Origin of the sequence: Novosphingobium sp. (genome assembly GCF_965229225.1) — a bacterium.
Lineage (GTDB): Bacteria > Pseudomonadota > Alphaproteobacteria > Sphingomonadales > Sphingomonadaceae > Novosphingobium.
Genome location: NZ_OZ245867.1, coordinates 985,614 through 1,011,475 on the forward strand (window position 1 = coordinate 985,614; position 25,862 = coordinate 1,011,475).

At 60.2% G+C, this 25,862-nt stretch carries 24 protein-coding genes; 12 read left to right on the forward strand and 12 right to left on the reverse strand.

Annotated elements, in window-relative coordinates; translation table 11 throughout:
* Positions 1–35: 35 nt before the first annotated feature.
* Positions 36–1,136 (reverse strand): LLM class flavin-dependent oxidoreductase, encoded by a 1,101-nt coding sequence (locus tag ACO06X_RS04230; RefSeq protein ID WP_421838734.1) that lies wholly within the window; start codon positions 1,134–1,136, stop codon positions 36–38.
* A 45-nt stretch (positions 1,137–1,181) separates the two neighbouring features.
* Positions 1,182–2,336 (reverse strand): LLM class flavin-dependent oxidoreductase, encoded by a 1,155-nt coding sequence (locus ACO06X_RS04235; protein ID WP_421838735.1) that lies wholly within the window; start codon positions 2,334–2,336, stop codon positions 1,182–1,184.
* Between the two features lie 162 nt (positions 2,337–2,498).
* Here ACO06X_RS04235 and ACO06X_RS04240 point away from each other — a divergent pair, with 162 nt between their 5' ends.
* Positions 2,499–2,867, forward strand: coding sequence for a VOC family protein (locus ACO06X_RS04240; protein ID WP_421838736.1), 369 nt, complete (start codon positions 2,499–2,501; stop codon positions 2,865–2,867).
* A gap of 104 nt (positions 2,868–2,971) precedes the next feature.
* Here ACO06X_RS04240 and ACO06X_RS04245 read toward each other — a convergent pair whose 3' ends face one another.
* The gene (locus ACO06X_RS04245; protein WP_421838737.1) at positions 2,972–5,413 is read right to left on the reverse strand and encodes a TonB-dependent receptor; all 2,442 of its coding nucleotides are present in this window, start codon (positions 5,411–5,413) and stop codon (positions 2,972–2,974) included.
* 106 nt (positions 5,414–5,519) lie between these two features.
* Positions 5,520–6,644, reverse strand: a complete 1,125-nt coding sequence (locus tag ACO06X_RS04250) for an LLM class flavin-dependent oxidoreductase (protein ID WP_124811139.1) — start codon at positions 6,642–6,644, stop codon at positions 5,520–5,522.
* 181 nt (positions 6,645–6,825) lie between these two features.
* On the opposite strand from ACO06X_RS04250, the gene ACO06X_RS04255 reads away from it, so the two are divergent.
* A complete protein-coding gene (locus ACO06X_RS04255; RefSeq protein ID WP_421838738.1) occupies positions 6,826–7,491 on the forward strand; it encodes a TetR/AcrR family transcriptional regulator in 666 nt (221 codons plus the stop codon).
* Here ACO06X_RS04255 and ACO06X_RS04260 read toward each other — a convergent pair.
* Complete coding sequence (locus ACO06X_RS04260) at positions 7,488–8,012, reverse strand: nuclear transport factor 2 family protein (RefSeq protein ID WP_421838739.1); 525 nt, start codon at positions 8,010–8,012, stop codon at positions 7,488–7,490. The two genes, ACO06X_RS04255 and ACO06X_RS04260, sit on opposite strands and share 4 nt — an antisense overlap.
* Positions 8,013–8,084: 72 nt before the next feature.
* Here ACO06X_RS04260 and ACO06X_RS04265 point away from each other — a divergent pair, with 72 nt between their 5' ends.
* The 7 genes from ACO06X_RS04265 (at position 8,085) to ACO06X_RS04295 (ending at position 17,025) form a co-directional block, all read left to right on the forward strand.
* Positions 8,085–8,831 carry a glucose 1-dehydrogenase gene (locus tag ACO06X_RS04265; RefSeq protein WP_124811140.1) on the forward strand — a complete coding sequence of 249 codons (747 nt, stop codon included), beginning with the start codon at positions 8,085–8,087 and terminating at the stop codon, positions 8,829–8,831.
* Between the two features lie 251 nt (positions 8,832–9,082).
* Entirely contained in the window at positions 9,083–10,306 is a 1,224-nt protein-coding gene (locus ACO06X_RS04270) for a GntR family transcriptional regulator (RefSeq protein ID WP_421838740.1), read from the forward strand.
* A gap of 304 nt (positions 10,307–10,610) precedes the next feature.
* Entirely contained in the window at positions 10,611–13,016 is a 2,406-nt protein-coding gene (locus ACO06X_RS04275) for a TonB-dependent receptor (protein ID WP_421838741.1), read from the forward strand.
* 178 nt (positions 13,017–13,194) lie between these two features.
* Positions 13,195–14,115: a DUF7064 domain-containing protein gene (locus ACO06X_RS04280; RefSeq protein WP_421838742.1), complete on the forward strand. Its 921-nt coding sequence runs from the start codon at positions 13,195–13,197 to the stop codon at positions 14,113–14,115.
* A complete protein-coding gene (locus tag ACO06X_RS04285) occupies positions 14,112–15,323 on the forward strand; it encodes a phosphotransferase family protein (RefSeq protein WP_421838743.1) in 1,212 nt (403 codons plus the stop codon). Before ACO06X_RS04280 ends, ACO06X_RS04285 begins: the two co-directional genes overlap by 4 nt.
* Before the next feature lies 1 nt (position 15,324).
* Complete coding sequence (locus ACO06X_RS04290; RefSeq protein WP_421838744.1) at positions 15,325–15,840, forward strand: hypothetical protein; 516 nt, start codon at positions 15,325–15,327, stop codon at positions 15,838–15,840.
* 33 nt (positions 15,841–15,873) lie between these two features.
* The gene (locus tag ACO06X_RS04295; protein WP_421838745.1) at positions 15,874–17,025 is read left to right on the forward strand and encodes a phosphotransferase; all 1,152 of its coding nucleotides are present in this window, start codon (positions 15,874–15,876) and stop codon (positions 17,023–17,025) included.
* Between the two features lie 69 nt (positions 17,026–17,094).
* Here ACO06X_RS04295 and ACO06X_RS04300 read toward each other — a convergent pair whose 3' ends face one another.
* Together ACO06X_RS04300 and ACO06X_RS04305 are read right to left on the reverse strand one after the other, a co-directional pair.
* Positions 17,095–17,274: a rubredoxin gene (locus tag ACO06X_RS04300; protein ID WP_421838746.1), complete on the reverse strand. Its 180-nt coding sequence runs from the start codon at positions 17,272–17,274 to the stop codon at positions 17,095–17,097.
* Positions 17,267–18,514: a cytochrome P450 gene (locus ACO06X_RS04305; RefSeq protein ID WP_421838747.1), complete on the reverse strand. Its 1,248-nt coding sequence runs from the start codon at positions 18,512–18,514 to the stop codon at positions 17,267–17,269. The genes ACO06X_RS04300 and ACO06X_RS04305 overlap by 8 nt, the downstream gene beginning before the upstream one ends.
* Before the next feature lie 139 nt (positions 18,515–18,653).
* Between ACO06X_RS04305 and ACO06X_RS04310 the strand changes: the two genes are divergently transcribed.
* Positions 18,654–19,796: an acyl-CoA dehydrogenase family protein gene (locus ACO06X_RS04310; RefSeq protein WP_421838748.1), complete on the forward strand. Its 1,143-nt coding sequence runs from the start codon at positions 18,654–18,656 to the stop codon at positions 19,794–19,796.
* On the opposite strand, the gene ACO06X_RS04315 is transcribed toward ACO06X_RS04310, so the two are convergent.
* Genes ACO06X_RS04315 through ACO06X_RS04335 form a run of 5 tightly spaced genes read right to left on the reverse strand, consistent with a single transcriptional unit; the run spans position 19,788 to position 23,969 of the window.
* Positions 19,788–20,576, reverse strand: coding sequence for a tyrosine-protein phosphatase (locus ACO06X_RS04315; protein WP_421838749.1), 789 nt, complete (start codon positions 20,574–20,576; stop codon positions 19,788–19,790). The genes ACO06X_RS04310 and ACO06X_RS04315 overlap by 9 nt on opposite strands.
* A complete protein-coding gene (locus ACO06X_RS04320) occupies positions 20,569–21,231 on the reverse strand; it encodes a class II aldolase/adducin family protein (protein ID WP_421838750.1) in 663 nt (220 codons plus the stop codon). The genes ACO06X_RS04315 and ACO06X_RS04320 overlap by 8 nt, the downstream gene beginning before the upstream one ends.
* Positions 21,228–22,259, reverse strand: coding sequence for a 4-hydroxy-2-oxovalerate aldolase (gene dmpG, locus ACO06X_RS04325; RefSeq protein ID WP_421838751.1), 1,032 nt, complete (start codon positions 22,257–22,259; stop codon positions 21,228–21,230). Before dmpG ends, ACO06X_RS04320 begins: the two co-directional genes overlap by 4 nt.
* A complete protein-coding gene (locus ACO06X_RS04330; protein ID WP_421838752.1) occupies positions 22,256–23,185 on the reverse strand; it encodes an acetaldehyde dehydrogenase (acetylating) in 930 nt (309 codons plus the stop codon). The genes dmpG and ACO06X_RS04330 overlap by 4 nt, the downstream gene beginning before the upstream one ends.
* Position 23,186: 1 nt before the next feature.
* Entirely contained in the window at positions 23,187–23,969 is a 783-nt protein-coding gene (locus ACO06X_RS04335; protein WP_421838753.1) for a 2-keto-4-pentenoate hydratase, read from the reverse strand.
* Between the two features lie 131 nt (positions 23,970–24,100).
* On the opposite strand from ACO06X_RS04335, the gene ACO06X_RS04340 reads away from it, so the two are divergent.
* Positions 24,101–25,363: an aromatic ring-hydroxylating oxygenase subunit alpha gene (locus ACO06X_RS04340; RefSeq protein ID WP_421838754.1), complete on the forward strand. Its 1,263-nt coding sequence runs from the start codon at positions 24,101–24,103 to the stop codon at positions 25,361–25,363.
* Position 25,364: 1 nt separating this feature from the next.
* Complete coding sequence (locus ACO06X_RS04345; protein ID WP_421838755.1) at positions 25,365–25,862, forward strand: aromatic-ring-hydroxylating dioxygenase subunit beta; 498 nt, start codon at positions 25,365–25,367, stop codon at positions 25,860–25,862.

Below are 25,862 nucleotides of genomic sequence, written 5' to 3' on the forward strand. Positions count from 1 at the left end.
CTGTTCGGCACCGTCAGCAGCCATCCCGTATTGTCTCAATTGGGCATGCGGACCTTCGGGCACACCTCGGTCGCAAGGCGACGCAGCGATTCTTCCCAGGGCTTGGGGTCATCGATGCTGTCATGCTGGTTAGCGACGATCTGCCCCCAGCCTCCGACGGCGTCAGCCAGCTTCTCAAGCTTCTCGATCACGGTCTCGGGCGATCCGCAAAGGATCACATGCTCGACCAGAAAATCTTCGTCGATCGCATCGGGCGTGATGTCGATCCCGCTGTCATGGATGATCCCGTCGAACAGCCCGAACTTGACGTAGATCTCCTTCAGATACTTGTGCCAGGTTTGCATAAGCCCGGTCTTGCGGACCAGACGTTTGGCTTCGGCATCGGTGTCCGCGATGAAGATGTCCCGGCAGACCCGGTAGCGCTTGCGGTCCGGTGTATGGCCTTTCGAGATCATCGCCTCGGACCACGTATCCCAATGCGCGCGCATCTGCGGCGTGCCGCCGAAGAACGAGATGGGCGAATAGTCACGTTCGCCAGCGAACTTCATCGAGGAGGACTTTTGCGACAGGCCTGTCACCGCCAGCTCGAGCGCCGCGCGCCCGCCGTAGGGCCCGTTGTTGGCGATCTCGACGTTGTATTCCGGCATCGTGTCCGGGCCGGGGAAGCCGGCCTGGAAGTACTTGCCCTTCTCAAGGAACGGTTTGCCCTCCCACACACGCTCCATGAGTGCGAGTGCCTCAAGCTGCATGGGCGGTAGCGGCGCAATGCTGTCGAAGCCATGCAGGATAGCGTCCGTGTGGTGCCCCCCGGGCGCCACTCCAAGGAAGTAGCGGCCTTCCATCACCTGGCTCAGCCAACCGATGCGGATCGCGAGCGTTGCCGGGTCATGATAAGGCAGCAAATGCGCCATCGGTGCGAAGCGGATCTGCTTGGTTGTGTGCGCACAGGCCGCAATGATTGCTTCCGGCATGGGAATGTTTTCCCAGCCCAAAGTGTAGTGCTCGCCAATCATGTAGTCGGCAAAGCCTGCTTCGTCAGCGATGCGCGCTATGTCCACCGCCCAGTCGAACACCTGGCGCGGTGTGCGGCTGGGGGGGTTGTATGGTGTCATGAAGATACCGCACTGCATCGCCATTTTCGCTCTCCCTAGGTAGACTTATCAGTTTGAAAATTATCTAGATTATACAAAAACACCTTCGGCATTCTTTGTCGAGAAGCGCGGCGCCACTTTGCTGATGAACTTTTCGAGTTCTTCCTGATTTTCTTCGGGCTCAAGGTGGCCCTGCCCGAACATCAGGAACAGTTCGTCGAAGCCGAGCCGGTCGTGTGCGTTGCCGATCCGATCAGCAATCTCGTCTGCCGAGCCGATCAGGACGTTGGGCGGACGCTGGCCCATCGGGATGAACCACTCGTCCCAGAACCACATGTGCTCTTCCATGAGCTTGGCTGCGCGGTCCTTGTCATTGGTCAGCATCAGGAATCCGCCCCAGGCGGAAGCCTGCGTATTCGTCACCTCGCGCCCAACCTTGGCAGCAGAGGCAATGTACCGGTTGTTCAGCGACTCGCAGAAATCGAGATTGTCGGACAAGACGATCAGCTTGCCACCCTCTTCTGCCCAGAAATCGATCGTGCGGCCCGACGCGGCAAAGCCGCCGTAGATCGGCGGATGAGGTTCTTGATAGCACCGCGGCGCGATGCCGATTTCGCGGACGATGCCATCCGCATCCTGCCCCTTGCCGAACTTTGCATAGGCAGGGTGGCCGGCCGAGCCGCCGTTTGGCGGGAACTCCCAGTTCTCGCCCTTGTGACTGAACACGTCGTTGGTCCATGCCTTTTTGATCACCCGCACGCCTTCTTCGAACAGCGAGCGGTTGCGGGCATCCTGCTGATCCCGCGCCTTGACATTGTCAGGAGTGGTCGCGCTTACACCTTCCTTGGCGGCATAGCTGTCGACCCAGCGCGCGTGATAGCCGCGCGTGAAGCCGCAATAGAGGCGGCCCTGCAGCATGTGATCGAGCGTAGCGATCTCTTCGGCGACGCGGACCGGATTGTGAGTGGTCATGGTGTAACCCATGATACCGGCCTTCAGACGCTTGCTGTTCTGGCCAACAAAGAGGCTGAACATGCCCGGGTGGTTGTTGGCCTCGAACCCTTCGATCTGGAGGTGATGCTCGGGCTGGCAGTAGCCGTAGTAGCCCAGATCATCGGCGAGGCGCACGTAGCCGCGAACTTCCTCGAGAAACCGCTGGTAGAGGTCATGGCGCTGCCCAGCCATGCCGGCTTCGATCTCGTGGCGGCGCCCAACCACACCGGTCTGCATCAAGTGGAATTTCATCGCCTCAATCCCCAATCACTCTTATCAACACATGCGTTGATAGGGGCTTGAGTCTTGGCTTGTCAATGGCGATCAGGCCGTCGAGGCAACAAATTCAACCTGATCGTTGACGGAGGAGGAGGCCGCTTGCCTCACCACATTAGCATCGCCAAACAGACGCTTATGCGCATTTCCGGAATCGATCATGTCGTGCTGAAGGTGGCCGATCTCGACCGCTCTATCACGTTCTACTGCGGCGTCTTGGGCTGCACACTCGACTGGCGCCGCGACGACATCGGCTTGGCGCATCTGCGGGTGGGCACCGCGTTCATCGATCTGCTCGCCTCGGCGCCCCTACCCCCGAACTCTCTGCCCAACATGGACCATCTTTGCCTTACGGTTCCGGACTTCGATGCGGAGCAAGTGCGGCAGCATTTGCTAGGCCATGGCGTTGCAGTCGAACCACCGGCGAAACGCTACGGTGCCTCTGGCTGGGGCCTGTCGCTTTATCTCACCGACCCCGACGGAAACGGCCTGGAACTGCGCGGCTAAACGGGAAAAAAATGCTGCAACATGCGTTGCAGCATTTTTCCGTCATATTGAGGCGGCGGAACGGCTGAGAGGGACAGCTGTTCCACTCGCCTTGCGGCTTCCGATCAGAACTTGACCGAAAGCTCCGCACCGAATGTGCGCGGCTCGCCCGGATAGGCGGTGTTCACGCCGTTGGACGCGCCAAGCGCATAGCCCGAGACATAGTAGGTGTTCTTGGTGAGGTTGCGGACGAAGAATGCACCGGACACCCGGCTCTCCATAATGTCCTTCCAGTTCAGACGCATGGCCAGAGTGGAGTAGCCATCAAGCTGCGTACCTGGGGTGGACGTGCCATTGGTGTTCGAGAAGAAGAAGCTCGACTGCTTGTAGAAATCGGTCCGGAGGCTGACCCGGCCGATCTTCTCAGGCACCGGGAACTTGATCTCGGCATTGACCGAACCCGCCCACTTCGGCGCATCGGGATAGGAGTCGACCTGAAGGCTGCCGACAAACGGGATCGGCACCGTGCGCTGCGTATACTTCGCATCGGTGTAGGCCAGGTTGAAGCCGACATCGAGCCACGAGGTGAGCCCGAAGAAGCCGTCGACTTCGACGCCCTGGGTCTCGGCCTTGGGGACGTTGACCGTGAAGCCCGCCGGCGCGCCGCCGACGATCGCATAAAGTGCGCGTTGTGCGTCCTTCACGATGACCTTGTAGGCAGCGATGTTGAATTGTACGGGCATCGAAGAAATGCGCCCGTTGAACTTGTAACCGAGTTCGAAGTCGTGAACCTTTTCGTTCTTGAACAGGTTCGCCGGCTTGCCGGTGAGGGGATCGGTGAACGGCGCCACCGTTCCGTTGAGGTTTCCAGCGCGGAAGCTGCCTCGCTGATTGAAGTAGATCATGTTGTTGGAGTCGATCTGGTACTGCAGACTTGCAGTCCACGCCGGGGCGGAGAGCTTGGTGCTCTGGTCCGCCGCTGGCGAATTGGGATCGACACCGAAGACGTTGCCCTCAGCCTGCCGGATGCCGATCGACTCCCAGGTATAGCGGCCGCCCAGTGTGGCCGTCAGCTTGTCCGTCAGCTGATAGCTGAGCTGGGCAAAGATCGCCTTGGAGGTCTGCCGGTTGCGATACGCATAGCTGATGTCGGCAATGCCGCCGGGCACCACGTCCGCGCCGATATTGATCGGAATGATCTCGTAGCGCTTCTGGTTCGAATAGAAGGCACCGGCGGTGTAGGTCAGCTTGCCGTCAGCCGCAGTGCCTTGCAGCTGCAGTTCGTCGCTGTAGGTCTCTGACTCGAAAGTCTGCCCGCCGGGCACGCCTGTGGCGTTGATGCCTGCCAGCTTGAACAGCCACAGTGAGCCGAAGGGGCCGCCGCCGAGGTTGCCGGCCGTGCGCGAGTTGCCCTTCATGTAGCTGAATATGTTCTTGATCTTTGCGTGATCGCCAACCTCGATCTCGGTCGTGTTCGAGACGAAGGTGTTGTTCGCGCGGTGCGGCAAATCATACTGGAGGAAGATCTTGTAAGGATTGGCGCGTGAGAACTTGGTGTAGCCCTCGACGGCGCCCGGGAAGAAGCCTGGGGCAGCCGGGCCGTCATTCGCACCGTAGATCGCTGCGAGCGTGTTCGACAGCGGCACACCGGTAGTATTCTGAATGTGGTTGGTGCCGTCACTGATGAACTGCGACGAGGGATCACCCGGAGTGGCCAGCCGCGAATAGTAATTGAAAATGCCGCCAACGCCTTCGGTGCCCCTCACGCGGTCGTGCTGGACGATCGTGACGTTCTTGATCCGATCGGTCGGCGTAAAGAGGACCGTCAGGCGGCCCGAACGGCTGTTCTTGTCGCCGAGCGTGTTACCCGTGTTGATGTTGGTGATGTAGCCATTGCCCCGGGTCGCGTCGAAGGCGAGGCGGATCGCGAGCTTGTCCTTCACGATCGGCAGATCGAGCGCTGCCTGCACCTGGACCGACTCGCGCGAACCGCCGCGTGCAATGATATAGCCGGCGAACTCATCGCCAGGCATGGGCGTTGTATAGAGCACTGCACCGCCCGTCGCGTTGCGTCCGAACAGCGTGCCCTGCGGACCCTTGAGCACCTGGATCGAGGCGAGATCGAAAAATGCCGTCGCGGTGTTGCCGGGATTATACGGCGCTTCGTTGAGGTAGGGCAGCACGGCCGGGCTGGTACCCGAGAACGGGTCGAGCGACTGGCCGCGCATGCTGTAGCTGAGCTGGTTCGAGTTCTGGCCATTCTTGACCTGAAGCCCGGGAACGAGCGTGCTGATGTCCTGCTCGCTCGCGATATTGCGGGTCTGGAGAGCCTCCGCGTTGTAGGCCACGACGGAGACGGGAACCTTGGACAGCTTCTCCTCGCGCCGCTGTGCAGTCACGATGATTTCTTGCGTGCCGGCCTCATCAGCTGCCTGCTGCGGCGCTGCCTGCGCCAGAACCGGGGTTGAGAGGGTGGCCGCTACGACCGCAAACGCACTCGCGCTGCCCCAAAGCAGCGCGCCATTCCGCACGCGGAATACGCGGGCGCTTTTCCAAGATCCTACCATTACCCATCTCCCCTTATTTTTTGAAGCATCGCAATTTCTTCGCACCTTCCGCGCCGGATATGCGCGGAAGGTGTTATTTCACTTCACTCGATCAGTACCTTGTTACTCATGCTGCAATCCTGGTCTGGCCGGGGATCTTCACCCGCGGCGCGACTTCCTTTGAGAGGAGTTCGAGCGAGGTGAACCACGCCGACGGATCGTCGTAGTAATCGTGCGCCTCGACCTGCAGCGTTCCCCAGCCGCCCGTCTTCTCGAACAGGGCGCTCAGCTTCTCGACGATCGTGTCAGGTGAGCCGACCACGAAGACATTGTCGGTCAGGAACTCGAGATCGACGTCGAGCGCGTCCACGCCGAAGTCGCGGGCGAAGCCGTCAATCATGCCAAAGCGGCGCCAGATCGGAATGAGATAGCGGTTGAAGCAGTAACCAATCGGCCCTTCCATGACGAGCCGCTTGGCTTCGGCATCCGTCTCCGCGCAGAATACGGTTTGCGAAACCGCATGGCGCTGCCGGTCGGGCGTAAAGCCCGCCTTAATGTTGGCCTCGGAATAAATTTCCCAGTGGCGCTTGAGCGCGTCGAGACCGGAATAAATCGAGACCGGCTTGAAATTGCGCTCGCCAGCCAGCTTCATCGAAGGCGAATTGGCGCTGAAGCCGGTCACCGCAAACTCGGGGAACCCGCCGCCGTAGGGCGCATAGTTGGCCAGAAGATGCTGCTCGTCTTCTTCCGTTTCGGCCGGCTCCTCTTCAGGGAAACCCGCACTCCAGAACTTGCCCTCATAGAAGAACGGCTCGCGCTTCCAGATCTTCTCCATGATGAAGAGCGACTCGCGCACCATCTCGTTGAGGAAGGTGGTTTCGGCGTTCTTGATGCCGTGGATGTAGGAGGCCAGCGGATAGGCGCCAGCACCGATGCCCATGAAATAGCGACCCTCGAGAATCTGGGAGAGCCAGCCCACCGTCATCGCCAGCTTTGCGGGATGCTGATGCGGCAGAATGTGCGCCATGGGCGCGAACTTGATGGTCTCCGTCTGAAGCGCCGCTGCAGCCATGATCAACTCGGGATTGGGAATATTTTCCCAGATCTGCGAGGCATGCTCGGAGATCATCATCGAGGTAAAGCCGATCTTGTCGCAATGGATCGCGCTGTCGACGCCCCACTGGAACGTCTGCCGGGCCGTACGGCCGGGGCGCATGTAGGGATGAAAGATCAGGCCAGTTTCCATTGTCATTGCAACTCTCCCTTTGGCCCTGAATTAAGCCATGTGGCTTAAATGCGCTTCACACGCTCCCTCGTCAACCCCATTCAACACATCCGTTGACCAAAATCAACACCATCGTTGATTGAGATCGAAATCGTAATGCGCTATATGCTGGCTTGACCCTCAAGCGGAGCTAGACCACTTGACTCAGATGGCCCGGATTGCACCTCAACCGCTTGCAAAAGCAGGAATTCCAGCATCGCACGGTGCCAAGGTGGCACTTATCCTTGCGGGTGAGCTGCTGATCGCGCGAAATGGCATTGAGGGGGCATCACTGCGGGAAATCGCGGCCCACGCCGGACAGCGCAATCATCACGCGGTCCAGTACCACTTCGGCTCTCGCGAATCGCTGGTACAGGCAATCTTCGATTATCGCATGGACCAGATGGAGGCGACGCGCGGTGCCATGCTCGCGGCGGCTGAGGCGGCAGGCACATTGTCAGACCTCAGGACCATTGCCGACATCATCTACCGCCCACAGATCGAGCTGATCGACCAGTTTGGCGACTATTCCTACGCCGGGTTCCTGAGCGCCTATCTGCTGCGCTACCAGGGCAGCCGGTTCGGCCAATTCGGCGACCGCGTCGCACCAAATCTTGCAAGGACGCTGGGCTTATTGCGAGCCTGCCTTGCCGATCTACCGGAAGCTGTCGCGCAGCGGCGGCTGGTCACGGCAAGCTTCATGTTCCTCAACATACTCGTGATTCACACGCGCGACGAAAGCGATGACGGCGAACGGTTCGAGGATGCGGTTGAAGACACCCTAGGCCAGATCGTGGCAGCGCTGAGCGCGCCGTTTAGCTCCGCCCAGACCTAACTGCCAAAAAAGATGTCCTTGGCGTGCTGGGTATCCATGTACTCGCGCACCTCGAAGACCTTGCCATCGCGCACTGTGACGAGAAAATGGTACTGCGGCGTGTAGGACCGACCATCCGCGAGCTCGGCAAACCCGGTCGCTTCCACAGCCACGCGGTCGCCCTCGGCAATCATCGAAACCGGCGTGATCATGAGGCTTCCTGACTTGTAGATGGCCTTAGCGCCTTCAACGAGCGGGCCGAAGCTTGCCTTGTCATAGCGCCCCGACATACCTTCGAGACGGCCCGACACCCACCAACTGCCACCGTCTGCCATCGCGTCCAGCAGCGCCGGCACATTGCCGCTCGAAAACGTCTCGAAAAAGCGCGCAACAATCGCCTTGTTTTGCGCTGCGGCTCCGCTTGTCATTTCGTCTGCCATCGCCCTGTCTCCCATTGGCTCATTGCCGTCTCGATGCTCTGCTACCGCCCCTATGCCCTTTTTGTAAACGTTAGTGTTGACTGCAACGCAGAGTTTCAACATTGATGCTGACGGCAAGGCAGGGCGCATTGATCATCAATCTGCGACTCCCCTGACAAAACTGGAGAGAGTGCAATGGGTAAACTGGACGGCCGCACCGCGATCATCACAGGCGCGTCACGCGGCATGGGCTCCTCGCACGCCCGGCGCTTTATTGCCGAAGGCGCGAAAGTGGTTCTTACCGATCTGCGCTCCGATGCTGGCAGCGCTCTTGCGCAGGAACTCGGGCCGAACGCAAAATTCGTCGAACATGACGTTACCAATGCGGCTGACTGGGCGCGCGTAGTCGCCACTGCGGAGGATTTCTTCGGCCCAATCAACGTTCTGGTCAACAATGCTGGCATACTCGGAGTGATGGCCAAAACCGCCGATGTTACCGAAGAGGAATATCGCAAGGTCTGCGAAGTGAACCAGCACTCGGTTTACCTTGGCATGCACGCGGTCATCCCCTCGATGCTCAAAGGTGACCGCGGATCGATCGTAAACATCTCATCGATTGCCGGCCTTGTCGCCAACTACGGGTTTCCCAGCCTCGCCTATGTCGCCAGCAAGTTCGCCGTCCGCGGCATGACCAAAGCTGCCGCGATCGAGTATGGCCCAAACAACATCCGTGTGAACTCGGTCCACCCGGGTTTCATTATGACCCCGATGATGGTCGAGGCTACTGATGAAGGCGGCGGTGAGGCCCTGCTGCAAATCCCCTTGCGCCGCATCGCCGAGCCCGAAGAAGTCTCAAACCTCGTCCTGTTCTTGGCCTGCGACGAATCCAGCTATATTACCGGCGCTGAGCATGTGATCGATGCAGGAATGACGGCCCAATAATTTGCTCGATCGATTGGTGATTGCCCGCAACGGTTGAGTCGTCCGCTATCTTGGCTGACGCATCTCAACCGGCTGGCTGCTTATGCCGCAGTGACGTGCCCGCCTGATTTTACTCCGAGCTTGACTGGAGCCCGGGCTCACGGAAGTGAGCGAACGGAATTGAGTGCAGCAGGTTCAGCGCAGAGCAGGACAGCGCTCCGCTTGAGTGGTCAAAAATTTGACTACATGTTGCCTATCTGCAATGTACTCTCATGGTCAATGAAGTAGCTCCAGACTCGGAAAACTTTGCCACGCTGATCGACACTGCGTTCCGGCTGAGCAACGCGCTTATCATGAAGCGCGATAATCTCGTTCATGACCTGGGCCTGACGAGTGCGCGATGGCAAGTGCTTGACGCCATACACCGGAGCGAGCCTGTCGCCACGGCCTCCCAGGTTGCGCGCCTGCTCGGCCTTTCCCGCCAGGGTGTACAGCGGATCGTCCATGACCTCGAGCGACTGGGGATGCTCACATCACAACAGGACCCTCGTGACAAACGAGGGTACACGATTGCCCTCAGCAAAAAGGGGATCGATGCCTTGGTCGAAGCGGGCCGGCGGCAAGTCGAGTGGGGCAATTCGTTCAAGGCGCGCGATGGAGCCGAGGGTAAAAACGAGGCGGCCGCGATGCAGGTTGCGCTAGGATCTGTGCTTGGAGCGACATTGCCTGCACCGCGTGGTGCGGAAGGCCTTGCTCAAGGGACATCGGCAGCTAGCGCAATTCAGGGCACACCAAAGCCCGTCCGCGCCTTTGAAAACGTTCAAGCCCACATTCTCGGTCAGATCAGGAGCGGCCAGCTGCAAACGGGCAGCAAGTTGCCAGCCGAACGTGAACTGGCGGCTTCCCTCGGGGTCGGTCGCTCAGCAGTACGCGAAGCCTTGCGAAGCCTTGAAATTTCGGGGGTATTGCGGTTCGAACGCGGCGCACAAGGCGGCGCATTCGTGCGAGAAAGCGGGCCAGACGGGATAGCAGCTTCCATCCGGGCTATGCTGACCCTGGGACGGCTGCCGCTTACCGACCTACTGGAAGTACGCGCGTCCTTGCTCGGTCAGTGCGCACGACTGGGAACGGATCGTGCGACGGCCGAGGACTTTGACAGACTTGACCGCAACATCGACGAACTTGAGTTTCGGATCGCGACAATTCACGATCAAATGGCCTCGATCGCTCCAGCAACCGACTTCTATCGACTGGCTGCCCGAGCGGCCCACAATCCGCTGATGGTGCTGCTTGTTGACGCGATGGCGGACCTCGTCGGCGAAATGCTGGCGTCACTTCACCACTGGCCGCGCGTGGACGCGGTTGCGATCTCCGCGCGTCGGCAAATGGTCGCAGCCATGCGGGATGGCCGCGCCGATGACGCAGAGCAGGTTATCCGGCAGCATTCGCGCGATACAAACCAGCTTTTGCTCGAATACGAAAAATCCCTCGACTGAACTGCCTCAACGTCTGTGAGGACCGAGTCGCCCGTCGGCACCAAGGCGGGTTTGGGCGCACCATGGTCTAACTCTCTCACACGCGCCAACCGCACCTGTCACACGCTTTGTGCACACCTACAGCCAATACAGCGGCACCGGACGAACCCCTCAAGTCTTTAATATTGATAGATTTATAACGGGAGATAGCCGAGCCTCCAGTGGGCAGCCTCGGGTAGTTTAGTAAACCACTTGACCATACACTGACGCTGATGATATCAATGGTCACACCAATAAAAGATTATGGCCAGCGGGAGTAGGCAAGATGGGTAACAGCAAGCGGAATTTATGTGTGGGCGTCGCACTGGCCGTACTGGTCCAACCGGGACTCGTTTTGGCACAGGCAGCAGGAGCGGCGCAGGCTGCGGGAGACGACGAGAGCACGGCTATTGTAGTCACGGCCAACAAGCGCGAACAGAACATCAACGATGTCGGACTGACGATTGCGGCCCTTTCGAGCGATGCCATTGCGAGCCGTAAAATCACCAGTCTCGCTGACGTTGCGGCTGCTGTTCCTGGCTTGGCGTACTCGCCCAGCACCACCAACACGCCAATCTTCACCTTGCGCGGAGTGGGTTTCAATGAAAGCTCGCTGGGCGTCTATCCGGCCGTCAGCGTTTATGCTGACGAAGTGCCGATGCCGTTTCCAGTCACTGCCAGCCACGCTGCTTATGACCTCGCACGGATCGAGGTTCTCAAGGGGCCGCAAGGCACGCTGTTTGGCCAAAACTCAACCGGCGGTGCGATCAACTACATCGTCGCCAAGCCGACCAACACGTTCGAAGCTGGCGGTGACCTCGGGTTTGGCCGCTTCAATACGATCGAGGGCAATGCCTATATCAGTGGTCCCCTTAGCAACACATTGCGCGCTCGCGTCGCCGTAACCGGTCTGAATTCGGACGATTGGCAGCGCAGCAATTCGCGGCCCAACGATACCAATGGCAAGCAGAGCTACGTGGCCGGCCGTCTGATCCTGGAGTTCAAGCCGTCAGACAGCCTGCGCTTCTCGCTGAATCTGAATGCCTGGCGCGACAAGTCCGATCCGCAAGCGCAGCAGTTGGTCGCTGTGCGCCCACAGGTGCCAGCGATTGCAACCGCCGCCAACCTTGCAGGGCTTGCCGCCGCGCAGTTCTCACCGCTCGATCCGCGCGCAGCCGATTGGTCCACCGGTGTTGGAGAACCGCGCGGTGACCGCAAGTTCTATCAAGCATCCCTGCGGATGGACGCTGATGTGACTAGCGGGATCACGCTGACGACATTGACGTCCTACAACGACTACAAGCAAACGCAGGTCACCGATGGTGACGGGCTTCCACTCGTCCTGTTCGACTTGATCAAGAACGACGGCTCGATCAAGTCGTTCAATCAGGAAGTGCGTCTGGCAAACTCGGGCAAGTCGTCACTCCGCTGGGTGATCGGCGCAAACTATGAAGACAGCCACACCTTTGAGAATCAGGACCTGAGTTACGCCGATAGCACCAACAATGCGCCGGCCCAGTTCAATATCAATCGCAGCGGGGTTACCAACGACCAGCGTATCCGCAACTACGCCTTCTTCGGCAATGCCGAATACGCCATCACCTCGCAGCTGACGTTCAAGGTCGGTGCGCGCTATACCAACTCGCGCAACAATGCCGCGATCTGCGGCTATTCGCCGGGTGACGGAAATGTTGCAAAATTCTTCAACCTGCTGGGTTCGCTCAACCTTGGAGGCCTCAATCCAAAGCCGACGTTCACGCCGATCGATGGCACCGGCTGCTACACGCTGAACGAGAAATTTGTTCCCGGCGACGTCTTCCGCAAGACCCTGAAGGAAGACAATGTCTCTTGGCGCGCGGGCCTTGATTTCAAGGCCTCCGAAAACGTGCTGCTCTATGCCAACGTTTCGCGCGGATACAAGGCAGGCAGCTTTCCAAGCCTTGCCGCCGCTAACTTCACCGCTCTGAAGCCGGTAACGCAGGAATCGGTCACCGCGTATGAAGGCGGGTTCAAGGCCGAACTGGCGGATCGGAAGGTCCAGCTGAACGGGGCAGTGTTCTATTACGACTACAAGGACAAGCAGATCCGCGGCAAGCTGCTCGATCCGATCTTCGGCATTCTGGATGTGCTTCAGAATGTTCCAAAGTCCCGGATTTTCGGGCTTGAGGCCGATGTGACGGTCCGTCCGATCGAGGGCCTTTCTCTTTCGGCCTCGGCGACCTACCTCGAGTCCAAGATCAAGCGGTATACCAGCGTCAATATTCTGGGGCTGACGAACGACTTCGGTGCATTCGGCGACGCTCTGCCGTTCACCCCGAAGCTGTCCTACGGCTTCAATGCCGACTACAAATTCGAGACTGCAGGCGGTGGGAAGCCATTTATCGGCGTCACTGTTGCGGGGCGTTCGTCGTCGGATGCGGCCCCGGGTGGCAGCCGGATCACCTATCCGGCAGCCCCCTTGACTCGGGTCCTGCCCGGCCTGACCAATGTCTACAAGCTGCCAAGCTACACCACGGTGGATGCCCGCATCGGATACGAGGCAGCGGATGGCCAATGGCGGATCATGGCATGGGCCAAGAACCTCCTCAACCAATACTACCTGACCAATGTCATCGCCTCGTCCGATACGACGGCGCGGTTTGCCGGGCGCCCTGCTACCTATGGCGTGACAGTCGGCTTCAAGGTGATGTGAAAACTGGTCTTTCGGGCTTGGTTGACCTCCCTCGTCCCCCACTCTCCGGAAGACTTACTCGGAACCTCTTCATTCCCGGCTCAACACTGGCAATGCTGGGGTTCCTTTTTTCTTACACACCCTCGGACGCGGCGCTGCGTCAGTCCTTACCAGTCCCTTTCCAAAACGAGCTAGCCCTATGACAGCCACCAACCTCGATCCCGAAGGCTATTGCCCAGCCAATGATCATCCGGACTGGAACCAGAGCTTTTACTTCAATTTCTATGATCCGGCTCAAAAGACTGGCGCTTTCGTTCGGGTCGGGATTTTGGAGAACCGCCAGGAAGCCAACTTGTGGTTCGTGTTCTTCCGGGATGGTCGGCCACTATTCACCCGGCTGAACATGAATCTGCCCTACACCGGCGACCGGTTGGCAGGCGGCGTGACACTTGCTGGTGTGACACTGAAAGCGTTGGACCCTCTCAGGACAGCTACGGTTACGTTTGAAGAAGAAAACTTCAAGGTCAATCTGGTTTGGGATGCAATCCTGCCCATGACCGACAGCATCGAATTGTCTGCAGGTGGCGCCAACGACGGCTTCGCCAAGGAAATTTCACACTACCATCCCGAAGGCACCTGCCGGGTCAGTGGCACAATCACGCTGCGCGACGGCGAGGAAATCGCTATCGACGGAAAGGGGTTCCGCGATCTCTCGTTTGGGCCGCGAAACTGGGACTATATGCGCCACTACCGTCTGGCATGGCCGATCTTTGACAATGGACTGTCAATTGTCGCAGTCCATGGCTTTACCACCGTTGGCACCGATGCCTGGATGAAAATGGTCGGCAAGAACGGCAAATGGATCGCGGTGACCGACATTCAGGACAACAATGTGTTCGAGTCCGATGAAATGACGATCCAGTCTATGCACTGGAAAGTGACAGATGCGGACGGCGACGTTCATGAGTTTACCGGCAGGCCGCTATTCCGCTGGTTCTTCCCATTCGATACGTTCGTGGTGGCAGAGCATATGATCGAATACACCCTCGCCGACGGAACCAAAGGTTATGGCCTCGGGGAATGCGGCTATCGCTTCCCTTGGGCGGGTAACGGCGCATGAGCGGGCTCCCTTACCCCCTGATCGACAAAGCCCGGCCCGATGCCAAGTGGATCGAACAGGTCCGCGCACGCTTCCCAACCGAGCGCGGATGGGACGAGATCCTGACTGCGAAACAGAATCGCCGTGCCGGGCCCGGCTATTCGCCAATAACGGTAGCAGATATCGTTGTTCGGCTGGAGGCTTTGCTGCGCAGCCATCTGACGGGCCCGTTCAAGATTAGCGATGCCAAATGGCTGGCCGGCGGCGCGTCCAAGCTGCAGATCGCCTTTTGGCTCGAATGGGACAAACCCGGCGAAGGCCAGACGCGAGAACGCCTGGTCCTGCGTATGGAACCACCGGAATCTGCTGTAGAAACAAGCAGGCTGCGTGAGTTCGAGATCTTGGGCGCGATGAAAGGCATTCTGCCCGTACCCGATGTCTACTGGGTCGATGCGGACGCAACCTTCATGCAGTATCCCGCGCTTATCTGTGGGTTTGTTAACGGCGTGACCAAGCCGAGCGGCGTCACCAGCGCAGTCACCGGAATCGGTATCAATTTCGGACCAATACTTCGGGAATCGATCGGACGGCAGGTTATCCGCGACATGGCGATCATGCACAAGTGGGATTGGGCCTCCGCCAACCTGAAATCGTTTGATATACCTGAGCGAGGTACGCAGGCAGTCGAATGGAACCTCAACCACTGGGGCCGTGTTTGGGAAGAAGACTGCAACGAAGAAGTGCCGCTGATGACCGAGCTGCTTTTCTGGCTCAAGTCAAACATGCCGCCCATCGACCACATTTCCCTCACGCACAACGACTTCCGTTCGGGCAATTTTCTCTTCGATGAAAAGACGCAAGCCATCACGGCATGGCTCGATTGGGAGCTTGCGCACTTGGGCGACCGCCATCAGGAGCTTGGGTTCTTTGCTGTCGAGAACATGGGCCACCTGAGCGAAGATGGAACGCAGCTATTGTCGCACGGATTGATGCCGATCGATGTGATGCTTGAGGCTTACGAACGCGAGAGCGGTTTGCCCGTACATCGTCGCACCGTCGAGTACTACCGGGTGTTTTTTTGCTATCGCGCAGCTGTGATCATTCTCGGTACGTGCATACGTGCCGCTCGCGCCGGAAAGACCCATCAGGATCTCACCGTGGCCTGGCTCTCCGGGTTTGCCTATCGCAATCTGGAAGAAGCCCGCAGCGTCGTCGAAAGGATCGGTTGAGATGGAACTTCGTCCCGAATACCTCCTTCCGGTCATCGCAAAAACGCTTGAGGACGTCATCCTTCCGGTGCTCGATGAGAATCAGCAAGTCGCGCAGGAACAGTTGAAGCTCGCTATCGGCTTTCTGCGGATCATGGCCCAAAATGGCCCGATCCAGTTCGCTTTTGACCTTGATGAACTGCGCCGCATGACCGCTCTGGCAAAAGCGCTGAGCGAAGCGATCGGGGGTAGCGCCGCGAGTGCCGCTGCTATCGCAGCGGCCGAAGCGGCAGACAAGGCTGCTGGCATCGACCCGGCCGACATCGTCGCCGCCACGCGGCAGCTGAGAATTGGCGTCAGCCAGATGATCGAGCAAGGCCATGCTTGCGGTGACAAGGCGCTTGATGCCGCCATCAGTGGTTTGGTCAACGCGTTCTCCCGCGTGCAGCTTGAGCGCGAACGCGCCTGGGTTCTGCCAATGGGGTTCGAGAACGGCCAGGATGCCGTACCAACGATTGCCAGCCAATTGGCCAAGTAGGCCTAGACTTGCGATAGAAAGAGGGAGCGCAGCATGACTCTCACCTTGGCCGAGCGGATCGACGCGGCCTTTGCCGCCGAGCAAGCAGCGCAGTCGGTCGCTAGGACGCGGTGCGACATCCCACTCTCCTACGAAGCCATCACCAATGAATGGTTGACTGCGGTGTTGTGCAGCGAAACTACGGGTGCTGCAGTCACCGAACATCGGCTTGGTCCGCCAGATGATGGCACTAACAATCGGCGCCGCATCTTCGTGAACTACAATGAGATCGGGCAAGCCGCAAACCTGCCGGGCAGCGTTTTCTGCAAGGCGACCTTTGGTCTCGCCAACCGCCAGATGCTTGGTCATTCGGGCGGTGTTCTTTGCGAAGTGACATTCCATAACGAGGCGCGCCATTTGCTGGATATCGAGGCGCCGCGTGCATTGATGGCCAATTTTGATCCGGTCAGTTTCAGGTCGATTGTCGTGTTCGAAGACTTTGGCGATCGCGCTAGCTTCTGCTCCGAAGAGACTTCGGTCGATCTCGACTTTGCCCGGGCGCAACTGGACATTCTGGCTCGCCTCCACGGCCGGTTTGCGGATTCGCCCGAATTGGCCGGGCCGTTATCGGTGTTGCCCACCTGGTACGATCGCTTCCACAATCTGGCGACATTCCATCTTGAGGACTCTTGCAGTGCAGGAGTCGATGCCTCGGAGGCCTTCCTGCCACCCGAGCTCTTCACGCGGCGCGCTGAGATCTGGCCAGCCACGATGCATTCGCTTGAGCTGATGAAAGAACTGCCCCTCACGTTGTGTCATGGCGATGTCCATCTCAAGAACTGGTACCAGTGCGATGACGGGCGTATCGGCCTTGGTGACTGGGGGGTGACACATCGCGGACATTGGTCGCGCGACCTCGCCTATACGTTGACCACTGCGCTGACGATCCGTGATCGGCAAACGCATGAGAATGAATTGGTCGCCTACTACCTCGACCGACTGGCCGCTGCAGGTGGCCCGCGCGTTTCCGTTGACTCAGCCATGCGCGCGTATCGCTTATCAATTCCCAGCGCTTTTGCCTTCTGGACACTGACACTGAAACCAGACCCGGCCTTCCCCGACATGCAACCAGCGGCCACGGCGAGAGTGTTCATCGAGCGACTTGGTCAGGCAATGGCCGACCATAAGGCACTCGATATCGGCTGACCTTGAGCCGCGATGGCGTAAATCAGGATCAAGTTAACCTGCTTACCAGGCCCGAGTGCCCCTACGACGTCACTCCCAGTCAATCAGCGTGTAGTCACGCTTTTCCGATCCGCACTCTGGGCAGATCCAGTCGTCGGGCACGTCTTCCCAGCGCGTACCCGGTTCGAGCCCGGAATCCGGATCACCTTCCGCCTCGTCATAGATATGGCTGCAGTTCATGCAGCGATAGCGCTTGAATGCATCAGCCATGCGCGTCCCCCTGCTTGCAGGTCATGGTGACGTTCATCCGCTCATAGCCATTGGTGAAGCACGACGGCAGGCGGTGCGGCTCTTCGACCAATCGCACCTCCATGTCGCGCTTTGCCATTTCCTCGATCAGGGTCACGAGCTGCAGCTCGGCCAGCCGTGCGCCCAGGCAGCGGTGGATGCCATATCCGAACGAAAGGTGCCGACGGGAGTTCTCACGCGTAGGGTCCCAGCGATCAGCGTGGGGAAATACGGTCTCATCGCGGTTGCCCGAGTTGTACCAAAGAACCACCTTATCGCCCTTGTGGATGGTTTTGCCGCCAAATTCGATATCACGCGTCGCCGTGCGGCGCATGTGTGCGATGGGGGTCTGAAGCCGGATCGTCTCGGTTGCTGCCCCTGATGCGAGCGCGGCCGGGTTTGCCTTCACTGCCGCCCAAGCAGCAGGGTACTTGTTGATCTGTTCTATCAAGCCAGACATCGAGTTGCGCGTTGTATCATTGCCGCCGACCAAAAGCAGCGCGATAGCGCCGATGAAGCGCTGTTCGTCCATGTCACCGAACGAAGCGGAATGCGCCATCATCGAGAGCAAATCGGGCTGCGGTGGGAGGGCACGGCGTTCGTCGTAGAGTTCCCTGAAGCGCGCGGCCATTTCGAACACATGGCGTTCACGCTCGGCATTCAGCACCGGATCAGGGCCTATATCGATCTTTGCTGCCCAGTCGGACCATTCGGGTAGCTTGTCGCGCTCTTCCCACGGAAAATCGAACAAGGTGGCGATCATGGCCGTGGTCAGCGGGATCGAGACGCGGTGGACCCAATCGAACGCCTCCCCCACCGGGAGCGCGTCAAGGATCGCGCTGGTGCGTTCGCGCAGGGGCCCGGCCAGTTTGGCGATCTCGCTCGGCGTGACGGCAGGCGCGACTGCCTTGCGCTTTTCGCCATGTTCAGGATCGTCCATCGCAATGAACATGCGCAGCTGCACGCCGGTATCGACCATGTCGAATATGACGATGCCACCATGTTCCCACGAGGAGGAAAACGTCTCAGGATCGCCTTCCACCGCGACGATGTCGTCGTAGCGGGTGATCGACCAGTAGGGGCCGAAGAAGCTCTTTGCGCAGTAGTTGACAGGATCTTCCGCCCGTAATTTCGCGAACATCGGTCGCCATGCGCTTCGCGCCCACAGGCTGCCTTCGGACACATCGAGCCCTTCGTGGGGCATGGTTTCCACCGCAGTCATTGCCTCTCTCCTCTCCACACACCCAATCAGTTTAGTACTTTACTTTATTGGTGCAGGGTCGCTAGACACGCTATCAGATTTTTGCGTTATGTCTATACGCAAATATTCAAGTCAGATGAAACCATGAGGATCGCCTGCCATGCTGGAGAGAGACGGTAGCCCCCTGTTCGGTGAGGAACATCGCACCTTCCGCGATATGGTACGCAAGTTCATCGCGCGCGAGTTCACGCCGCGCATGGCGGAATTCGACGAGGCTGGTTTGGTGAAGCGGGATTTCTGGTTGAAGGCTGGCGAAGCCGGCCTGCTTTGCCCGACTATGCCGAGCGAATATGGCGGCATGGCGCTCGACTTCACCTTCAACGCAATCCTCAACGAGGAATTCACTTATGCGATGATGGCCGATAGCGTAACGCTACAGAGCGACATCACCATGCCCTATGTGATGCGCTATGCGAGCGAGGAGTTGAAGCAGCGCTGGCTCCCTCAGATGTTGCGCGGCGAGGCGATCGGCGCCATTGCGATGACCGAGCCCGGAGCAGGCTCTGACCTTCAGGGCGTGCGCACGACCGCGCGTCGCGACGGTGACAGCTTTGTCATCAACGGCTCGAAAACCTACATCACCAACGGTCAGAACGCCGATATCATTCTCACCGTCTGCAAGACCGAGCCGGAACTGGGCGCGAAGGGTACTTCGCTGATCCTCGTCGAGGCTGATCGCGACGGGTTCGAGCGGGGCCGCAATCTTGACAAGATTGGCCAATGGATGTCGGACACTTCCGAATTGTTCTTCAACGACGTGCGCGTGCCTGCGACCAATGTAATCGGCGAGGTCAACCGCGGCTTCATCTACCTTGTAAGCGACCTGCCCCAGGAGCGCCTTTCGATCTCGATTACTGCGCAGGCAGCAGCACAGCGCGCCTACGACGAGGCGGTTACTTTTGCCCGGGATCGTACCGCGTTTGGCAAGAAGGTGATCGACTTCCAGAACACGCGTTTCACGCTGGCGGATATCAAGGCCAAACTGCAGGTTGGCTGGGCCCATCTGGACTGGGCAATCGCCCGCCATGTGCGCGGCGAATTGACCGCCAACGAAGCGGCTGCATCAAAATACTGGCATACGGAAATGCAGTGGGCTGCCTGCGACGCGGCCCTCCAGCTCCACGGCGGCGCAGGCTACATGAACGAGTACGCGATCGCCCGCATCTGGCGCGATGCCCGCGTGCGCCGCATTTACGGCGGCACTAGCGAGATCATGCGCGATCTTGTGGGGCGATCACTCTAGCCTGGAAGCCCCTGCCAGCAGCACATGTTCAAGCGCAGCGATGTGTTCGGCGGAAACTCCTGCGCTACCGAGGTAGGAGGCAACTCCGCCGAACCTCTGGTCAACCCTTGCGAAGCTGGCAGCAAGATAGGACTCATCGACGGTCATCAACCGGTCGAGCACATCCTCCTCAAGCCTGAAGCCGAGGCGGCCAGTGATGAGCTGCCGTGTTTCCTCCCGCGCCTGATCATTTTCGCGCCCGAGGCTTGCAAGATAGTCCGCCATGATCCGCACCATAGGGACGCCCAAGGCAGCCAGCAGGATGGCAACGGCAAAGCCCGTGCGGTCCTTTCCTGCCGTGCAGTGGATCAGGACAGCTCCCTCGGCATTCGCGATCCCTTCGACAAGTAGCCGCAGGTGATCATGCAGAGCATCGGGAAAGCCGGCGTAGAGTGCGCGCATGGCAGCTTCCGCCCCGCGGCGGTCAGGTCGTGCCTTGAAGTCCATCCAGAGATCGCTGCCACCCTGGACGTGCGCGAGCATGTCGATAGGTTGCACAGTCGCGCCTGCGGAAGCCCAGATCATGCTCGGTACCCGCTCGCGTTCGGCCGCGCTGCGCAGATCAAACACAAGCGAGATGCCGAGCCCCGCAAGCACTCTCTGGTCACCTGGCGCCGGGTCTACAACGGCATCAGCGCGGTACAATTTACGTTGCGCGAGCGGAAGCCCATACTGAGTGACCGGGCCGGACACTGCGCGAAAGTTCGGCGCACAAGCGAGGAGCGTTCCCGGATCAGCCATGGGTCAGATAATCCCACATGCGCTCGGCCACGCCTCCCGACCAGACCTGACGCGCTGCGATTTCCGCTGGATCGAGCAGACCTTGCTCCGGATCGAGTGCCATGCGACGCACATCACATTCAACCCGAGCGGCATCCTCCAGAAACCAGGCAAGCGTAACCGCGCGCTCCATTGACTCCGCCGCAACAATTGCCCCGTTGCCGCGCATGACGATGGCCGGAGCCGCACCGAGGGCTTCGGCCAGAGCCGCCGCCAAAGTCTCATCGCGGAGCAAGCGCGGATCATCCCACAGAGGAAGTTTGTCGAAGTAGGCGCCGATGCCATGACGTGGCCGAGGCACGATCCCGGAAGTCGAAAGCGCCATCAGCACGGGCGGCATGATCCTGCAGACAGCCCCAACCTCGGGTCGACGTGCATATATTTTCTGATGCGCCCGCACTTCGCCGAGTACGCCTTCTGGTAAGGGACCATCGATATGGCAAACCGTGCCGGGAGCATCGCCGACAAGTGCCAGCGGACGGGCTGCGCAAACCAGAAAGGCCTCGTCGTCGAGCCTCAGACTGCAATGCCCATAAGCATGGACCAGCCCGGCCCTTGCCAGGGCGCGTGCCGCTTGCTGGACCAACCGCTCCTGCGCAGATGACGCGCTGCTCATGCGGTTTGCTGCCCCGCCAGATCGAGCGCGATATCGACGATCATGTCTTCCTGCCCACCGACCATCTTGCGGCGTCCCACTTCGGCGAGGATCGCGCGGGTGTCGACGCCGTAATCCGCGCTGGCCTTTTCGGCGTGGCGCAGGAAGCTGGAATAGACGCCGGCGTAGCCCAGCGTCAGCGTCTCGCGGTCGACGCGCACGGGGCGGTCCTGCAGGGGCCGCACGAGCTCCTCGGCGGCGTCCATCAGCGCGTAGAGGTCGCAGCCGTGGTTCCAGCCCATGCGATCGGCGGCCGCGATAAAGACTTCGAGCGGAGCGTTGCCCGCGCCCGCACCCATCCCGGCAAGGCTGGCATCGACGCGGACCGCGCCATTCTGCACCGCGACGATCGAGTTGGCGACGCCGAGGCTGAGATTGTGGTGGGCATGGACCCCGCGCTGGGTTTCAGGCTTCAGCACGCGGTCGTAGGCCTGCAGCCGCGCGGCATACTCGTCCATGTTCATCGCGCCGCCGCTGTCGGTCACGTAGACGCAGTGCGCGCCGTAGCTTTCCATCAGCTTGGCCTGCTGCGCGAGCGCCTCTGGCGGCGACATGTGGCTCATCATCAGGAAGCCTGAAACGTCCATGCCGAGGCTGCGCGCCGCCTCGATATGCTGCTTCGAGACGTCCGCCTCGGTGCAATGCGTCGCGATGCGAACCGACTTCACGCCCATTTCGCTGGCGTGCTTGAGATCGTGGACGGTGCCGATCCCCGGGAGCAGCAGTGTGGTCAGCACGCTGTGTTCAAGCACCTCGGCCACCGCGCCAATCCAGTCCCAGTCGGTGTAAGCGCCGAAGCCATAGTTGAAGCTGGAGCCCTGGAGGCCGTCACCGTGCGCCACCTCGATGGCGTCCACCTTGGAGAGATCGAGCGCCCTGGCGATCTTCTTGACATGATCGAGGCCGTACTGGTGGCGGATGGCGTGCATCCCGTCACGCAGGGTGACATCCTGGATGTAGAGCTTCTGCTTGGTGGGGTCGAAGCTCATGCTGCCATCCTTTCTGCAATCTTCTCGGCGGTCTTCAGCGCGGCCGAGGTCATGATATCGAGATTGCCGGCGTAAGCAGGGAGGTAGTGTGCCGCGCCTTCCACTTCGAGGAAGACCGAGACCTTGAGGCCGGTGAACGAGCCGCCCATTTCCGGGATGCGCAGCGGCTGGTTGCCACCGATGCTCTCGAACTGCACCGCCTGCTTGAGCCGGTAGCCGGGGACGTAGGTCTGCACTTCGGCGACCATATCGTGGATCGACTGGCGGATCGCCTCGCGGTCCGCGTCTTCGCACAGGCAATAGACCGTATCGCGCATGATCAGTGGCGGTTCAGCGGGATTGAGGATGATGATCGCCTTGCCGCGCGTCGCGCCGCCCACATCCATGATCGCCTGCGAGGTGGTCTCGGTGAACTCGTCGATATTGGCGCGGGTGCCGGGGCCGGCGCTTTTCGAACTGATCGAGGCGACGATCTCGCCGTAGTGCACCTTGGCGACGCGGTTCACAGCTGCAACGATGGGGATCGTCGCCTGCCCGCCGCACGTCACCATGTTGACGTTCAGCGCATCAAGGTTCGCCTCGCCGTTGACCGGCGGGATCGTGTAGGGGCCGATGGCGGCAGGCGTGAGATCGATCATCAGCTTGCCCGCCGCGAGCACCAGTTCGCTGTTGCGCATGTGTGCGCCCGCGCTGGTCGCATCGAAAACGATAGCGACGTCGGCGAACTCGGGCATGGCAAGCAGCCCGTCGATACCCTCCGCGGTTGTGGCGATTCCCATCTGCGCGGCGCGGGCAAGGCCGTCGGAGGCCGGGTCGATGCCGACCATCACGCCCATTTCCAGCACCTTGGAAAGACGCATGACCTTGATCATCAGGTCCGTGCCGATATTGCCCGAGCCGATGATCGCGACTTTCGTCCTGGTCATATCAGTTCGCCCCATAGGTGAAGCTGCAGGCGCCGATGCCGGCGATTTCGGTGCGCACCACATCGCCGGGCTTCAGCGCCACCATCGGTCCGAGCGCGCCCGCCAGCAGCACGTCGCCCTTGCGCAAGGGTTCGCCGCGCGTCGCGAGCGTCGAGGCTAGCCATGCGGCGGCGTTGAGCGGGTTGCCGAGCGCGGCCGCGCCGACGCCGGTGGAGACCGTTTCTCCATTGAAAGTCATCGTCATGCCTGCGCCTTCGAGGTCGAGACCGGCTAGCGGCAGGCCCTCGCCCGCCAGCACGAAAAAGGCGGAGGAACCGTTATCGGCTACGGTATCGGCGAAGGTGATCTTCCAGTCGGCGATGCGGCTATCGACGATCTCGATCGCGGCGTGGACGGTCGAGACCACAGCCGCGGCATCCTCCGCGCTCACATGAGGTCCCGGCAGATCCGCGCCGAGCACGAAGGCGATTTCCGCCTCAGCCTTGGGCTGGATGCACTTCGCCGGATCGAGCGTGCCGCCGTCCGCCACGCGCATGTCATCGAACAGCACGCCGAAATCAGGCTGGTCGACCCCGAGCTGGACCTGCACCGCCTTGGCCGTCAGCCCGGCCTTGCGCCCCACGATGCGCCGCCCCTGCGCTTCCCAGAAGCGCGTGTTGATCGTCTGCACCGCATAGGCGCCCGCCGCGTCGGTGGGCTCCAGCCCGTCACGCAGCGGCGGCACCGTTCCGCCGGTGTAGGCATCGCGCAAACGGCGGGCGAGCGCTTCGTAGTCACTTGTCATCACCCTGCTCTCCCCAGTTCCCGTTTCTGAGTTCGTCCGGTCCGCAAGTCGGTGGCATTGACTTCCGCCCTCTTCAAATTTACATAGCGTGCGCACGGTTTGTTGTAAAGGCACCGGCGAGAGGACGAAGCATGACGGATTTTCCCCGGATCATAGAAGACAGCGCAGCGAGTCGCTTTCTTGTCCCGCGCGAAGCCTTCACCAGCAAGGCGACCTTCGAACGCGAGTATGCGGCCATCTTCGACCGCTGCTGGCTTTATCTCGGCCACGCATCGGAACTCGCCGAACCCGGCAGCTTTCTGACCCGCAAGGTCGCGCGGCGGCCAATCCTGTTCACGCGTGACAAGGAGGGCGCGTATCATGCGCTCTTCAACGCCTGCCCTCATCGTGGGGCACTGGTCTGCCGCGAACGCAAGGGTGCGGCACGCGCGTTCATGTGCATGTATCACGGCTGGACGTTCGGCTCGGATGGTCACCTGATGAGCCTGCCAGGGAGCTCCGGCTATCCCGAAGGCTTTAAGGCCGATCCGCAGAAGCAGATGGTCCATGTGCCGAGGATGGAGCGGTTCGGCGATTTCTTTTTCATCAGCTTTGCGCGTGATGGGGAGGATCTGGCGACCTACCTCGCAGATGCGGGCGACTATCTCAGGCTGGTATCGGAGCATTCGGCAAGCGGGATGCAGATCGTCGGCGGCACGCAGGAATATGCGATCCGAGGCAACTGGAAGCTCCTCGCCGAGAACAGCTTCGATGGTTACCACGCGGCTTGCAACCATTCGACCTATCTCGACTACCTCAAGAACGCGAACGGCGCGCTGGGTGCTACCCCGCTTTCGGGCATCGCATACGATCTCGGGCGCGGACACGCGATGGTCGAATATACCGCGCCATGGGGCCGCCCGATCGCGCACTGGGTCCCGCTGTGGGGCGAAGAGGGCAAGGCCGAGATCACGGCCATCCATGCGGCGCTGGAAGCGCGGGTCGGCCCCGAACGGGCCGAACGGATCGCGCACCGCAACCGCAACATGGTGATCTTTCCCAACCTGGTGGTGAACGACATCATGGCAGTCACCGTCCGCACGTTCTACCCGGTCTCCGCAGACTACATGGAAATCAACGCCTGGGCGCTCGCCCCGCGTGAGGAAAGCGAGTGGCTGCGCAAGTACCGGCTCTATAATTTCACCGAGTTCCTCGGCCCCGGCGGCTTTGCCACCCCCGATGACGTCGAAGCCATCGAGAAATGCCAGCAGGGCTACGCTTCGGGCGGCGATGCCCTCGTCAACGACATCTCCAAGGGCATGAACCGAAATGGCGGCCCGCAGTTCGATGACGAGGAGCAGATGCGCTGCTTCTGGCGCGAATGGGATCGCCGCCTTTCCGAAGTGGAGGCGTGACATGAGTATCCCGGAAAGCCTGCTGCTGCGCTTGCAAGTTGAAGAATTGCTGTTCCTCGAAGCGGACCTGCTCGACCAGTGGCGTCTCGACGAATGGCTCGCGCTCTATACCCGCGATGCCCATTATCTGGTGCCGCCCAGCGATATCGACGGCGATACGGCCGATCCCGACATCGCGCTGTTCTATATCGCTGACGATCACGTCCGGATGCGCGAGCGCGTGGTCCGCCTCAAGAAAGTAGGCGCACACAGCGAGCATCCCCGCTCGAAAGTGCGCCATCTCGTCTCGAACGTAAGGGCCTGGCGCGAGGGCGACATGATCCACGCGCGCTCCTCGTTCGTGGTTTGGCGCAGCAAGGATGTGACCAGCGACGCGTTTGTCGGGCACTATCTGCATCATATCGTGGAGCAGGACGGCACGCTGAAGATCGCGCGCAAGACGTGCGTGCTCGATATGGAAGCGCTGCGTCCGCACGCACGCATCAGCATCATCCTGTGA